Source organism: Bradyrhizobium sp. NAS96.2, from assembly GCF_001908235.1.
Classification (GTDB): domain Bacteria; phylum Pseudomonadota; class Alphaproteobacteria; order Rhizobiales; family Xanthobacteraceae; genus Bradyrhizobium.
This window is the reverse complement of sequence record NZ_LGHK01000084.1, coordinates 1-13,897: the sequence shown is the minus strand read 5'-3', so window position 1 is coordinate 13,897 and position 13,897 is coordinate 1. Positions and strand designations below refer to the sequence as shown.

The 13,897-nt window shown below is 65.9% G+C and carries 12 protein-coding genes and 1 pseudogene; all 13 read left to right on the top strand.

The features are described from left to right. The coding region (locus tag AC628_RS19635; RefSeq protein ID WP_074128437.1) for a hypothetical protein at window positions 1-1,446 on the top strand (1,446 nt) is incomplete at its 5' end. A 318-nt stretch (window positions 1,447-1,764) separates the two neighbouring features. Further along, a complete protein-coding gene (locus AC628_RS19630) occupies window positions 1,765-2,496 on the top strand; it encodes a thermonuclease family protein (protein ID WP_168193407.1) in 732 nt (243 codons plus the stop codon). Window positions 2,497-2,745: 249 nt separating this feature from the next. Beyond that, entirely contained in the window at window positions 2,746-3,516 is a 771-nt protein-coding gene (locus tag AC628_RS19625; RefSeq protein ID WP_245321231.1) for an LssY C-terminal domain-containing protein, read from the top strand. A gap of 131 nt (window positions 3,517-3,647) precedes the next feature. Further along, window positions 3,648-4,832: a pyridoxal-phosphate-dependent aminotransferase family protein gene (locus AC628_RS19620; protein WP_074128433.1), complete on the top strand. Its 1,185-nt coding sequence runs from the start codon at window positions 3,648-3,650 to the stop codon at window positions 4,830-4,832. Between the two features lie 315 nt (window positions 4,833-5,147). Beyond that, window positions 5,148-6,200 (top strand): ABC transporter ATP-binding protein, encoded by a 1,053-nt coding sequence (locus AC628_RS19615; RefSeq protein ID WP_245321230.1) that lies wholly within the window; start codon window positions 5,148-5,150, stop codon window positions 6,198-6,200. Between the two features lie 22 nt (window positions 6,201-6,222). After that, on the top strand, window positions 6,223-7,287 hold the full coding sequence (locus tag AC628_RS19610; RefSeq protein WP_074128430.1) for an ABC transporter substrate-binding protein: 1,065 nt from the start codon (window positions 6,223-6,225) through the stop codon (window positions 7,285-7,287). A gap of 180 nt (window positions 7,288-7,467) precedes the next feature. Beyond that, window positions 7,468-8,178: a DUF1028 domain-containing protein gene (locus AC628_RS19605; RefSeq protein ID WP_074128428.1), complete on the top strand. Its 711-nt coding sequence runs from the start codon at window positions 7,468-7,470 to the stop codon at window positions 8,176-8,178. Next, on the top strand, window positions 8,175-9,164 hold the full coding sequence (locus tag AC628_RS19600; protein WP_074128426.1) for an ABC transporter ATP-binding protein: 990 nt from the start codon (window positions 8,175-8,177) through the stop codon (window positions 9,162-9,164). Before AC628_RS19605 ends, AC628_RS19600 begins: the two co-directional genes overlap by 4 nt. Further along, window positions 9,161-10,267, top strand: a complete 1,107-nt coding sequence (locus AC628_RS19595) for an ABC transporter ATP-binding protein (RefSeq protein WP_074128423.1) — start codon at window positions 9,161-9,163, stop codon at window positions 10,265-10,267. The genes AC628_RS19600 and AC628_RS19595 overlap by 4 nt, the downstream gene beginning before the upstream one ends. Window positions 10,268-10,284: 17 nt before the next feature. After that, a complete protein-coding gene (locus AC628_RS19590) occupies window positions 10,285-11,808 on the top strand; it encodes an ABC transporter substrate-binding protein (protein WP_074128422.1) in 1,524 nt (507 codons plus the stop codon). A gap of 31 nt (window positions 11,809-11,839) precedes the next feature. Next, a complete protein-coding gene (locus AC628_RS19585) occupies window positions 11,840-12,781 on the top strand; it encodes an ABC transporter permease (RefSeq protein WP_074128421.1) in 942 nt (313 codons plus the stop codon). Window positions 12,782-12,785: 4 nt separating this feature from the next. Continuing rightward, the gene (locus tag AC628_RS19580; RefSeq protein WP_074128420.1) at window positions 12,786-13,676 is read left to right on the top strand and encodes an ABC transporter permease; all 891 of its coding nucleotides are present in this window, start codon (window positions 12,786-12,788) and stop codon (window positions 13,674-13,676) included. Window positions 13,677-13,805: 129 nt separating this feature from the next. Continuing rightward, a pseudogene (locus AC628_RS42995) lies at window positions 13,806-13,897 on the top strand (IS5/IS1182 family transposase); the annotation flags it as partial.

The following is a 13,897-nucleotide window of genomic DNA, read 5'->3' as shown; positions in this document are numbered from 1 at the left end:
GCCCCGGTCGCCGAGCTGATGGACTGCATCGGCGTGCGCCACCCTGCTCCGCCGGCCGCGACCACGCCGGCGCGCCCGCCTGGCGTCGCCGAGATCGACCGCGCGATCCGCAAGACCGGCGCGCATCTGCTCGGATCGTTCGGGAAGAACGGCTTCATCCCGACCTACGCCGCCTTCAACCTGATCGGCGACGCCGACATCGGCGGGCGCGAGATGCTGATGGCGCTGACCGGGCTGAACGCGCGCGGCTACAAGAACTCGACCTTGCTGTTCGGCCTGGCGCGGATCTTCATCGCGCATTCGCCGGCGCGTACGCTGATCAACCCGCCATGGCGCGGCATCGCCGAGCCGATGTGGGAGCCGGTGCAGATCCGCCACCGCTCGGCCTATTACGACGCCTTCTTCACCGAGGCGCTGCTGGGCTTTGTCGAGACCGGGCTTGCGTCAGCGGATGAGGCAGGCGCGGCGCGGCGCGCGATCGCCGACATGGTGGACTTTTGTCTCAAGACCAGCGCCGAGGAGGTGCCGTCGCATGACGGCTCCAATGTGCGGGTGATCACGGCGCTCGCGCCGGGGCGCCATCCGCGCTTCTCGCGCTTCTTCGCCCAGATCAAGCAGGACCTCGGCTTCGGCATCTACGTGCCCGACTGCGACACCACCGCGTGTTCGTTCTCGGCCGCAACGCAAGCCGGCTCCGACGATCCGATCCTGCAGCAGCCGCTGCTCGATTTCTACCGCGGCTATCAGGTCCGCGCCGGCGCCAACGAGCCTGTTGTCACCGTGCCGCTCAACGACAACATCGACTATGAGGGCGGCGTCGTCACCTGGATCGACAATCTCGCGGGCGAGCGGCCGTATGGAAACGATCTCGACCCGACGCTGAACCTCGACATCCTCGAGGTCTCGTTCCGCAACCTCGCCCGCTGGCAGATCATCGAGACGCCGCAACGGCTGGAGACGGTGCATCGCATCATCGCCTTCCAGAAGAATCTGGTCGAAAGCGGCGCGTTCAAAAATCCGCGCTCGCACATCTATTATCTGCCCGAGCTCTATTCGGCCTATTTCGGCCGCTGCTACGCCGCGTTCATCGCGCTGCCGCTTGCGGCGCAGCGCGTGATCGATCCCGGCAACGTGTTCGCACTGATCCGCGCCCGCGTGCTCGGCTATGTCCAGGGAGAGCTGATCACCCATGAGATGAACCCGTTCGATGCCGCGCTGGCGCTGATGGCGCTGGCGCATCTTGGCGCCGAGGTCACGAGCTTCACGCCGGCGCTGCACTGCATCGTGCAGGGCCTCGGCGAGGGCGGCCGCAAGGGCCCCTACAAGGCCTATGAGTGGAACAAGATGAAGACGCCGACGCGGATCCTGGTCGGCGGGCCCGAGGTGACGTCGGCGTTCGTGCTGATGGCCCTGGCGCTGGCGAGGAAGCGAATGGTGGTCGCGTAGTGGCAGCGTAGTCGCGTAGGATGGGTGGAGCGTAGCGATACCCATCAATTTTGTCCGCATGGTGAGATGATGGGTTTCGCTGCGCTCTACCGTCCTACGGACTTGTAGCCCGGATGGAGCGCAGCGAAATCCGGGGTCTTCCGCCGCGGACGCAGCTTCCCGGATTGCGCTGCGCTCCATCCGGGCTACTGAATCGAGGATGACGCGAAGTTGAAACTGGCGGAAACACGACACCACTGGCACGGATGCCCAATTGCCCGCACAATCCTTGGGCACGGAACGCCGAAAGTCCTTTGAACAAAAAGAACCGGGCCGGGAATGCCGATGTTCAAGACGCTGCTCACTGCTGGCCTGCTGCTGTCGCTGCCGACGCTGGCTGTCGCCGCCGACATCACTGGCGTGCCGAAGATCCGCGACGGCGACCAACTGATGATCGGCAGCGTCAAGATCCGGCTCGGCGGCATCGACGCACCGTCGACCGACCAGCTCTGCCTCAACACCAAGGGTGAGCGCTGGACCTGCGGCGTCGCCGCGCGCGACGAGCTGATCAAGCATGCCGGCCACAAGAGCTGGACCTGCCATGCCCGCTCGGTCGATCGCCGCGGCCGCACCATTGCGCGCTGCGAGGTCGACGGCGAGGACATCCAGAAGTGGATGGTCGAGAATGGCTGGGCACTGGCCTTCACCCGCATCTCGCACGACTACGAGCCGGACGAGAAAGCGGCGCGCGAGGCCAAGGCCGGGATGTGGCAGGGCGCGTTCATCGCGCCGTGGGACTGGCGCGTGCGCAACAAGAAGACCACCGTGCTCGGCGCGGTGAAGCCGCCGGAGGGCGCCAACGCGATCCTGCTCGCCTCGGCCTCCGGCCCGGTGGCGCCCTCGCCCGACTGCACCATCAAGGGCAATGTCAACCGCTCCGGCGAATGCATCTTCCATCAGCGCAGCAGCCGCTGGTACGCCAAGATCGAGATGAAGATTTCGAAGGGCACGCGCTGGTTCTGCTCGGTCGAGGAAGCCGAAGCCGCCGGCTGCCGCGAGACGCGGCGCTAACGCTTGATCGAATGAGATTGACGTGCAGCCGCATCGGCGATGCGCCCCCTCTCCCGCTTGCGGGGGAGGGCCGGGGTGGGGGTATCACCGCTCGCGACACTCGTTATGAGGAGAGAGCCCCCACCCGGATTGCATCTTCGATGCAATCCGACCTCCCCCGCAAGCGGGAGAGGTAAGGAGAGCTTCGTGACCGATGTCGAGATCAACCCGCCTTCCGCGCGCCGGCGCAGCCGCCTCCGGCAAGCGGAGATGCTGCTGCTGTTCGTGCTGGTCATCTACCTGATCGCGGCCTATCTGGTGCTGCCGGCGCTGTGGACGCACTACGAACACCAGAAGGGCCTCGCCAATTTGCCGATGGTGACCCGCACCGCGCAGGACATTCCCGGCGACCCGATGAATGTCGGGCTGATCGGCGACACCAAGGACGTGGTCTGCGCGATGCACGAGGCCGGCTGGTTTCCCGCCGATCCGGTCACGCTGAAATCCTCGATCGAGATCGTCGGCTCCGTGCTGCTCGATCGTCCCTACAAGGATGCGCCGGTGAGCAATTTGTTCTATCTCGGCCGCCGCGAAGACCTCGCCTTCGAGCGGCCGGTTGGAACGAGCGCGGATCGCCGCAACCATGTCCGGTTCTGGAAAGTGCTTGACCAGGGTCAGGAGAAGCGCCCGGTGTGGCTTGGCGCCGCGACGCTCGACCGCAGCGTCGGCGTCAGCCACTACACCGGAGCGGTGACCCATCACATCGCGCCTGACCTCGACGCCGAACGTGCGCTGCTCGCCACCGACCTCGAGTCCGCCGGCATGGTCACGGCGAAGTACCAGGTCACGGGCATCGGCCCGACCTTCGACGGGCACAATGGCGGCGGCGATCTCTATTACACCGACGGCGAAATCTGGGTGCTGCGGCTGGTCGAAGCCTGCAGCAAGAACCATGGCGCCGTCGCACAGATCCCGAGCCCCGCTGCGACCGAGTTCAAGGACCAGATCTGGCGCGCGGTGGTCGAATCGATTGGCAAATAAGGGAGTGCCCCGCGCTTTTGGAAACGCTGGATTGCTTCGACCTGCTCGCAATCCGCGCTGCGATGGAATATTCTCTCCCCTTGACCCCTCACACGCATGATTTGCGCGCTTTACCCAAAAGGAACAGGACGATGACCGTTCGCGCGGGCCGGGAATTTCTGGCCATCCCCGGGCCCACCACGATGCCTGATCAGGTGTTGCAGGCGATGCACCGCCCGGCGCTCGACATCTACTCCAGCGAGATGGTCGAACTGACCGAGAGCCTGCTGCGTGATCTCTCGAACCTGTTCGCCACCGCGGGCAAGTCCTACATCTACATCTCCAACGGCCACGGCGCCTGGGAGGCGACGCTCTCCAATGTGCTGTCGCGCGGCGACAAGATACTGGTGCTGGAGAGCGGGCGCTTCGCGATCGGCTGGGGCACGGCCGCTGCGGCAATGGGCGTCGAGGTCGAGGTGCTGAAGGGCGACTGGCGCCGTGCCGTGCGACCGGCCGAGGTCGAGGAACGGCTGCGGCGCGACAAGGAGCATAAGATCAAGGCGATCCTGGTGGTGCAGGTCGACACGGCTTCGGGCGCCTATAACGACATCGAGGCGATCGGCAAGGCGATCAAGGCCGCCGGCCACCCCGCATTGTTCATGGTCGACACCGTGGCCTCGCTCGGCTGCATGCCGTTCGAGATGGACAAATGGTATGTCGACATCGCAATGAGCGGCTCCCAGAAGGGCCTGATGACGCCGCCCGGCCTCGGCTTCGTCGCCGCCAGTGATCGCGCCTGGGACGCCCACAAGAAGGCCGATCTGCGCACGCCCTATTGGGACTGGACCGAGCGCGAAGGAAGCGAGCACTACCGCAAATATGCCGGCACCGCGCCGGTGCATCTGCTGTTCGCGCTGCGCGAGTCGATCAACATGCTGCACGCCGAAGGCCTGCAGAACGCCTTCGAGCGGCACCGGCTGCTCGGCGAAGCCGTGCGGCGCGCGGTTGCGGTCTGGGGCGAGGGCCAGGTGCTCGGCTTCAACATCGCCGAGCCCAGTGAGCGCTCCAACACGGTGACGACCGTGACCGTGAAGGGCGCCGATCCCGCTGCGATCCAGCGCTATGCCAAGGAGAAATGCGGCGTGGTGCTCGGCACCGGCATCGGCGATCTGCAAGGCCAGGCCTTCCGCATCGCGCATATGGGCCACGTCAACGCGCCGATGATCCTCGGCACGCTCGGCGTCATCGAGGTCGCGCTGACAGCGCTGAATATCCCGCACGGCAAGGCCGGCGCCGACGCCGCCATCCAGTGGCTCGGCGAGAACGTGAAGGCGTAGCGGGCGACAATCGCAAGTCGAAATCGCAGGCGCGCGCTCGACCCGTCACCCTGAGGAGCCGCGCTATGCGCGGCGTCTCGAAGGGTCGACGGCCGAGCTGCCGGCGCGAAGCAGACATGGTCGCGCCGAGAAAGCGGGGCCGTCGATCCTTCGAGGCTCGCTCCGCTCGCACCTCAGGATGACGGAACGAACAGCAGCCACGACTTATTGAGAAGGCACGAACACTTTTCGTCGTCATCGTTTTCCGCTTTACTGCCGGCAACAGCCGGGCCCTGATCCCTGCGAACAACAAAATGGAGGGATCGCTTGGCATCGGTGGAATTGCGCGGCCTGGTCAAGCGGTTTGGATCGTTCGTCGCGGTCGATGACGTCTCATTGACCATCGATCACGGGCAGCTGGTCTGCCTGCTCGGGCCGTCGGGCTGCGGCAAGACCACGACGCTGCGGCTGATCGCCGGGTTCCTCGAGCCATCCGACGGCGAGATCCGCGTCGGCGACCGCGTGGTGTCATCGAGAGCGCGCACGCTGCCGCCCGAGCAGCGCAACATGTCGATGATCTTCCAGAGCTACGCGCTGTGGCCGCATATGACGGTGGCCGAGAACATCGTCTATGGGCTGCGCCTGCGCAAAATGGACCGCGACACCATCGCGAAGAAGCTCGCCGCGATCCTGACGACGACCAAATTGGGACCGCTGGCGCTGCGCTACCCCGGCGAGCTGTCCGGCGGTCAGCAGCAGCGCGTCGCGCTGGCCCGCGCGCTGATTGTCGGACCCGAGACGCTGCTGCTCGACGAGCCGCTCTCCAACCTCGATGCCAATCTGCGCGAGGAGATGCGGTTCGAAATCCGCCGCCTGCACGACGAATATCGCTACACCACCGTCTACGTCACCCACGACCAGTCCGAGGCGATGACGACCGCCGACATGATTGCTGTCATGAACGCCGGCAAGATCGACCAGCTCGGCAGCCCCGAGGATATCTATGCGCGGCCGGAGTCCGAATTCGTCGCGCGTTTCATCGGCGCGGCCAATGTCATCAAAGGCACCGCGCGCGATGCGACGCATGTCGAGTTCGCCGGCGCGACGCTGGAAGTGGTCGGGGCGAGGCTCACCGCCGGCCAGAGTGCGCCGGTTGCGATCCGCCAGCATGAAATCCAGCTCTCGACGCAACCACCCGCCGCCGCGCCGAACACGCTCAAGGCCATCGTGACGCGGCAGGTCTATCTCGGCATGAACCGCGACTATATGGTGGAAACATCAGACGGCACCTCGCTGCGGGTGACCACGCCGACCGAAACCGCAGTCGAGAAAGGCAGCGAGGTCTGGCTGACACTGCCGCCCGAGTGCTGCCGGGCACTCAGCCGATAACAACAAGAAACGGAGGGACGCGATGCGGAAGACAATTTCCAGACGCGATGTCCTGAAAGGCTCGGCAGCGCTTGCGGCCGGCGCGGTGTTCGCGTCGCCCGCGCACGCCGCGGCGCCCGAGCCGACCGCGATCACACCCGACTTGGTCGCAGCCGCGACCAAGGAAGGCAAGCTCGTGTTCTATTCGTCGATGGACCTTCCGGTCGGTGAAAAACTCGGCAAGGCGTTCGAGTCCGCATATCCAGGGGTCACGGTGCAGATCGAACGCTCCGGTTCGGAGCGGCTGTTCCAGCGCGTGGCACAGGAATTCGATTCCAACATCCACGCCGCCGACGTCGTCAACAGCGCCGATGCCTCGCACTTCATTCCCTGGAAGAAGAGCGGCTGGCTGATGCCGTTCGTCCCCGAGGACGTCGCCAGGCATTTCCCGGATAGCTATCGCGAGCCGGACGGCATGGCCGTCACCACGCGGCTGTGGCTGTCCTCGATCGCCTACAATACCAATCTGGTGAAGGCCGAGGATGCGCCGAAGAGCTTTGCCGACCTGCTCGATCCGAAGTGGATCGGCAAGATGGTGAAGGGCCATCCGGCCTATAGCGGCACCATCATGACCACCACGTTCCAGATCGTGCGCGAGCTCGGCTGGCCGTATCTGGAGAAACTCTCCAGGCAGCGCGTGATGCAGGTGCAGTCCTCGACCGATCCGCCGAAGAAGCTCTCGCTCGGCGAGCGCGCTGTCATGGCCGACGGCAATGAATACGGCATCGTGCTGCTCAAGGAGGCCGGACAACCGGTCGAACCGGTCTATCCGACCGAGGGCACGCCGACGATCTCGGGTCCCACCGGCATCTTCGCCACAGCGCCGCACCCGAACGCCGCAAAACTGTTCCAGGCCTGGCTGCACACCCGCGAGACCCAGCAGTTCTTCGTCGACTTCACCGGGCAACATTCGGTGCACGCCCAGGTGCAGCCCAAGGCCGGACGGCGCAAGCTCGCCGACATCGAGCTGATGAAGGAGGATCCGGCGGGAGTGGAAGCGATGACCGAAGAGATCAAGACGCGCTATGCGCGGCTGTTTCGGGTGTGAGGAATGAAAGCGGCAGGGCACGCTTCCTTGCCTCGCCCCGCTTGCGGGGAGAGGCCGACGCGTATCGCAAGATGCGCGGCGGGTGAGGGGGACTCTCCGAGCATTCGATATCCGTGTAGACAGCCCCTCACCCCAACCCTCTCCCCGCAAAGAGCGGGGAGAGGGGGGAAGAGACATGAGATGACCTGGTCGATCATCGCCCGCGACAGCGCCACCGGCCAGCTCGGCATCGCCGTCGCGACGCGGTTCTTCGCGGTCGGCGCGCTGGTACCGCACATCGCGCCCGGGATCGGCGCCATCGCGACGCAGGCGCTGGTCAATCCGTATTACGGCATCGACGGCCTCGCGCTGCTGCGGGGCGGCAAGAGCCCGCATGACGTGATCGCGGCGCTGCTCGCGCCTGACGGCGGCCGCGAGAGCCGGCAGGTGCATGTCATCGACGCCAAGGGCCGCATCGCCGCGCATTCCGGCAAGGATTGCATCGATTGGTTCGGCCATATCGCGGGCGACGGCTTCTCGATCGCCGGCAACATGCTGACCGGGCCCGCGGTGCTCGACGAGACCGCGCGCGTCTATGCCGCGAATGAAGGGCTTCCGTTCGCGGAGCGGCTGATCAAGGCGATGTTCGCCGGCGAAGCAGCCGGCGGCGACAAGCGCGGCAAGCAGTCGGCGGCGCTTCTGATCCACGGCACCGAAGAATGGCCGTTGCTCGACCTACGGGTCGACGACCACGCCGATCCCCTGCGCGAGCTGGAACGGCTGGAAGCGGTCAGCCGCGAGCACTGGGTGCCGTTCCGGAGCTTCATGCCGACCCGCGCCAACCCGGCCGGAACCAGCGACCGCGCCAAGATCGACGCCGGCATCGCAGCGGCATCCAAGAGCCGCGAATGACCGCCGGCCCGCTGATCGAGATCGAGGGCCTGCGCGTCACCTTCCAGGGCGACGACGGCCGCACCACGCATGCCGTCGACAGCGTCGACCTCTCCGTCGCCAACGGCGCCACGCTCGGTCTGGTCGGCGAGTCCGGCTGCGGCAAGAGCGTGACCTCGCTCGCGATCATGGGGCTGCTGCCGAAGCAGTCCGCCGCGGTCTCCGGTTCGATCCGCTTCGATGGCTTCGACCTGCTCGACGTGCCGGATGCGACGCTGCGCGACCTGCGCGGCAATCGCCTTGCCATGATCTTCCAGGAGCCGATGACCTCGCTCAACCCGAGCTTCACCATCGGAGACCAGATCACCGAGACGATTCTGCGCCACCGCGGCGGCTCCCGCCGCGCGGCGCGCGAACGCACCATTGAGCTACTGCGCCGCGTTCACATCCCCTCGCCCGAGAAGCGCATCGACGAGTTTCCGCACAAGCTGTCCGGCGGCATGCGCCAGCGCGTGATGATCGCGATGGCGCTGGCCTGCGACCCGCAGCTCTTGATCGCCGACGAGCCGACCACCGCGCTCGACGTCACGCTGCAGGCGCAGATCCTCGACCTGATGCGCGAGCTGAAGGCCGCGAGCGGTGCGGCGATCATCCTGATCACCCACGATCTCGGCGTCGTCGCCGAGGTCTGCGACGAGGTCGCGGTGATGTATGCCGGCGAGATCGTCGAGCGCGCGCCGGTGGATGAGCTATTTGCCAATCCGCAGCATCCCTACACGGTCGGCCTGCTCGGCTCGATCCCGCGGCTTGACCGCCGCACCAGCCATCTCGCCACCATCGAGGGCATGGTGCCGAACATGGCGAACCCGCCGGCCGGCTGCCGCTTCGCCGCGCGCTGCCCGTTCGTGGAGAATGCCTGCACCAAATCCCCACCGCCGCTGGCGATGCTGAGCGCGACCCACGCCTCGCGCTGCATCCGCGCGCCGCTGGAACGGCTGGTGTCATGACCGCGCTGCTCGAGGTCGAAGGGTTGGTGAAGCATTTCGTCGCCGAGCGCTCGGTGTTCGGGCGGCCGACCGCCCATGTGAAGGCGGTCGACGGCGTCAGTTTCACGGTCGAGGCCGGCAAGACGCTGGCGCTGGTCGGCGAATCCGGCTGCGGCAAGTCCACCGTGAGCCGGCTGGTGCTGCGGCTGATCGAACCGGACACCGGCCGTACCCGCTTCGAGGGCCGCGACCTCGGCACGCTCAACGCCGAGCAGCTGCGCGCGTTCCGCCGCGACGCCCAGCTGATCTTCCAGGACCCTTACGCCTCGCTCAACCCGCGCATGACGGTGAGCCAGATCCTGACGGAGCCGCTGGCGCTGCATAATCTCGTGCCGGCGGGGAGCCGCCGTGAACGGGTCGATGAGCTGTTGCGGCTGGTCGGGCTCGAGCCGCGCTTCGCCCGCCGCTATCCGCATGAATTCTCCGGCGGCCAGCGCCAGCGCATCGCGATTGCCCGCGCGCTCGCGGTCGAGCCCAAGCTGATCATCTGCGACGAGCCGGTGTCGGCGCTCGATGTCTCGATCCGCTCGCAGATCCTGAACCTGCTGCGCGACCTGCAGGATCGCCTGAGGCTCGCCTACATCTTCGTCTCGCACGATCTGGCCGTGGTGAAGCACATCGCCGACCGCGTCGCCGTGATGAATCTCGGCACCATCGTCGAGACCGCGGACGCGCATGCGCTGTTCGCCGCCCCCCGCCATCCCTATAGCCGCGCATTGCTATCGGCGATCCCGGTGCCGAAGCCGCGCGCCAAGCGCAGCCGAATCGTGCTGGAGGGCGAGCTGCCGAGCGCGCTCAATCCGCCCTCCGGCTGCCGCTTCCATACCCGCTGCCCCTATGTGATCGCGCGCTGCCGCAGCGAGATTCCGCAATTGCTGGCAGACAGCACAGGCCACGCCACGGCCTGTCACCGCACCGCGGAGCTACCGCCCGGGGAGAACATCGTTCCCGCCGACGGCGGCTTCTCGCCGTCGCTGGAGAAATTGGTCGCGGCCTTCAGCGGGACAGCGGAAGGGGCCGGCTACGGCGGGGTTGGTAAGGTCGGGATGGGGCTGCAAGCATGATGATGGGGAGTTGCGCGATGAGGATGTTTCGTTTGGCGGCGACCGTCGCCGCCCTGCTGCTGTCGCTGGCGGCCAGCGCCCAAGTCCAGGCCGAAGCCCAGAGCACGCTGCGGATCGGCCTTGCCGAGGATCCCGACGTGCTCGATCCGACCATGGCACGCACCTATGTCGGCCGCATCGTATTCGCGGCGCTGTGCGACAAGCTGTTCGACATCGACGAGAAGCTGAACATCGTGCCGCAGCTCGCGCTGTCGCACGAGACCTCCGCCGACGGCAAGGAGGTCACGATCAAGCTCAGGCCGGGGGTCAAATTCCAGGACGGCGAGCCGTTTGATGCGGAGGCGGCCAAGTTCTCGCTGGAGCGGCATCTGACCTTCCCCGGCTCGTTCCGTAAGCCGGAGCTTGCCAGCATCGATCATATCGACGTCGTAGATCCCCTGACCATCAAGCTGGTGCTCAAGGCGCCGTTCTCGCCGCTGATCGCGCAGCTCACCGACCGCGCCGGCATGATGGTGTCGCCCAAGGCCGCGAAGGCCGCCGGCGACAAGTTCGGCCTGCATCCGGTCTGCGCCGGTCCCTACAAATTCGTCGAGCGCGTGCAGCAGGACCGCATCGTGCTGGAGAAGTTCGCCGACTACTGGAACAAGGACAACGTCTTCATCGACCGTGTCGTCTATCTGCCGATCGTCGACGCAACCGTGCGGCTCGCGAACCTCAAGTCGGGCGGGCTCGACCTGATCGAACGCGTGCTCGCGACCGACCTCAAGGACGTGCGCGCGGATTCGCGCCTGAAGGTGTCGAGCGCGATCGAGCTCGGCTATCAGGGCGTCACGCTCAACATCGGCAAGGACAAGGCCAAGGGTCCCCTCAGCCAATCCGCCAAGGTCCGGCAGGCACTCGATCTGTCGATCGACCGCGAGGCGATCAACCAGGTCGTCTTCAACGGTGAGTTCAAGCCCGGAAACCAGTGGGTCAGCCCGGATCATCCGTATTACCAGAAGGATTTTCCGATCCGTCCCCGCGACGTCGAAAAGGCCAAGGCGCTGCTGAAGGAAGCCGGCGTGACGCCGCCCGTCAGCGTCGACTTCATGGTGCCGAAGGGACCGGAGACCGAGGCCACTGCGCAGGTGATGCAGTCGATGGCGGCCGAGGCCGGCTTCGACCTGAAGATCCGCGTCACCGAATTCGCGACCTCGCTGAAGCAGGCCGAAGCCGGCGAATACCAGGCCTATATGCTAGCCTGGAGCGGCCGCATCGATCCCGACGGCAATTCCTACGTCTTCCTGCACAAGGACGCGCCGCAAAACTACAGCGCCTGGGCCAATCCCGAGGCCGACAAGGCGCTCGACGATGCCCGCCTCACCACCGACATGGCGCAACGCAAGGCGATCTACGCCAGGCTGACGAAGCTCGAGCTGGAGGATGAAGCCATTCTCTATATCTACCATCGCCGCATCATCATCGCGCACACGACAAAGCTCGACGGCTACAAGCAGATGCCGGACGGCCTCGTGCGCGTGGTCGGATTGAAGCTGAAATGATCGCGCCCGTGTTCGGGACACGAGCGTCGTCATGCTGAACTTCCTCGCCAAGCGGCTGGTTCAGATCGTCCCGACGCTGTTCTTCGTCTCGGTGCTGATCTTCTCGCTGCAGCATCTGCTGCCCGGCGATCCGGCACTGGTGATGGCCGGCGAGGAGCGCGATCCTGCCGTGATCGCGCAGATCCGCGCCCAGTACCATCTCGATCAGCCGATCCCGGTGCAATATCTCTACTGGATCAAGGGCGTGCTGTCGGGCGATTTCGGCGAGTCCTTGCGCAACAAGATGCCGGTGCTGGAGCTGATCGCGCAGAAGCTGCCGGTGACGCTGCAGCTCGCGGCGATGGCGATCGTGATCGCGTTCATGATCGGGATTCCCGCGGGCATCGTCTCGGCGGTGAAGAAGGGCACCGCCTGGGATTACGGTGCAAACCTGTTCGCGCTGTGGGGTATCTCGACGCCGAACTTCTGGCTCGGCATCATGCTGATCTTCCTGTTCTCGATCGAACTGGGTTGGCTGCCGGCCTCCGGCTATGTGCCGCTCACCGAGAACTGGCGCGCCAGCATCGCCGCCACCATCATGCCGGCCTTCGTGCTCGGCAACGCGATCGCCGCGATCCTGATGCGGCACACAAGAAGCGCCATGCTGCAGGTGCTGGAGAGCGACTATGTCCGCACTGCGCGCGCCAAAGGCCTGTCCGAACGCACGGTCATCCTCAAGCATGCGATGCGCAACGCGCTGACGCCGATCATCACGCTCGGCGCGCTCGAGCTAGGTACGCTGTTGTCAGGGGCGGTACTTACTGAGCAGATCTTCTCGATCCCGGGCTTCGGCAAGCTGATCGTCGATGCCGTGTTCAACCGCGACTATGCCGTGGTGCAGGGCGTGGTGCTGACGACAGCGACGATCTACATCACGCTCAACCTGATCGCCGATATCGCCTACATCCTCGTCAACCCGCGGCTGAGGGGCTGACCGGATGACGGACACAACGCTCGGGACATCAGCTTCGCTTGCCGCCGCCGAGACGCTGGAGAGCCCGGCGCGGCGCGCCTGGCGGCGGCTGATTCGGCGCAAGGGCGCGGTGCTCGGCCTCGTCGTGATCGCGCTGTTCATCCTGCTCGCAATCTTCGCACCGCTGATCGTGCCCTATGATCCGATCGCGACCAGCTGGTCGCTGGTGCGCAAGGCGCCGTCGCTGCAGCACTGGTTCGGCACCGACGAGCTCGGCCGCGACGTGCTCGCGCGCGTCGTGTTCGGCGCCCGCGCCTCGCTGCTTGCCGGCGTGATCTCGGTCGGTATTGCGCTTGCGATCGGCGTGCCGCTTGGCCTCGTCGCCGGCTATCGCGGCGGCTTCATCGATGGGCTGATCAGCCGCATCACCGATGCGATGCTGGCCTGCCCGTTCCTGATCCTGGCGATCGCGCTCGCCGCGTTCCTCGGGCCGAGCCTCGGCAATGCGATGATCGCGATCGGCGTCTCGGCCACCCCGATCTTCATCCGCCTGACCCGCGGCCAGGTGATGAGCGTCAAGGTCGAGGACTATGTCGAGGCGGCACGCGCCATGGGCAATCCGCGCTGGCGCATCGCGCTGGTCCACATCCTGCCCAACATCCTGCCGGCGCTGCTGGTGCAGGCCACGCTGTCGATCGCGGCCGCGATCATCGCCGAGGCCGCGCTGTCCTTCCTCGGCCTCGGCCAGCAGCCGCCGGCGCCATCCTGGGGCAGCATGCTCAACGCCGCGCAGCGCTTCCTGACCAGCGCGCCGTGGATGGCAATCTGGCCGGGACTTGCAATCTTCCTGGTCGTGCTATCGTTCAATTTGGTCGGCGACGGCCTGCGCGACGCGCTCGATCCGAAGGCGCGGTGAGCACATTGTCCTTCTGCGCTGCGAGTGCTCAATCCTCCCCGTCATCCTGAGAGCCTGACTGAAAAAGGGGTGAGTGACCTGAGTGGGGTGTGATTCCATCGGATTTGCAAAGATTCGAGGGAGAGCACGATGCCCTGGACTGAGATCACTCGGGAGCAATATCGGCGGGACGAACTGCGTTATGCAAGCGATATGACCGATGCGGAATGGGCGCTGATCAG

What these genes read in the sequence shown, in the direction of transcription:
- AC628_RS19630 (WP_168193407.1), top strand. Translation starts at nt 1,765, where the DNA reads ATGCCGATGTTCAAGACGCTGCTCACTGCTGGCCTGCTGCTGTCGCTG.
- AC628_RS19625 (WP_245321231.1), top strand. Translation starts at nt 2,746, where the DNA reads ATGCTGCTGCTGTTCGTGCTGGTCATCTACCTGATCGCGGCCTATCTG.
- AC628_RS19620 (WP_074128433.1), top strand. Translation starts at nt 3,648, where the DNA reads ATGACCGTTCGCGCGGGCCGGGAATTTCTGGCCATCCCCGGGCCCACC.
- AC628_RS19610 (WP_074128430.1), top strand. Translation starts at nt 6,223, where the DNA reads ATGCGGAAGACAATTTCCAGACGCGATGTCCTGAAAGGCTCGGCAGCG.
- AC628_RS19605 (WP_074128428.1), top strand. Translation starts at nt 7,468, where the DNA reads ATGACCTGGTCGATCATCGCCCGCGACAGCGCCACCGGCCAGCTCGGC.
- AC628_RS19600 (WP_074128426.1), top strand. Translation starts at nt 8,175, where the DNA reads ATGACCGCCGGCCCGCTGATCGAGATCGAGGGCCTGCGCGTCACCTTC.
- AC628_RS19595 (WP_074128423.1), top strand. Translation starts at nt 9,161, where the DNA reads ATGACCGCGCTGCTCGAGGTCGAAGGGTTGGTGAAGCATTTCGTCGCC.
- AC628_RS19590 (WP_074128422.1), top strand. Translation starts at nt 10,285, where the DNA reads ATGAGGATGTTTCGTTTGGCGGCGACCGTCGCCGCCCTGCTGCTGTCG.
- AC628_RS19585 (WP_074128421.1), top strand. Translation starts at nt 11,840, where the DNA reads ATGCTGAACTTCCTCGCCAAGCGGCTGGTTCAGATCGTCCCGACGCTG.
- AC628_RS19580 (WP_074128420.1), top strand. Translation starts at nt 12,786, where the DNA reads ATGACGGACACAACGCTCGGGACATCAGCTTCGCTTGCCGCCGCCGAG.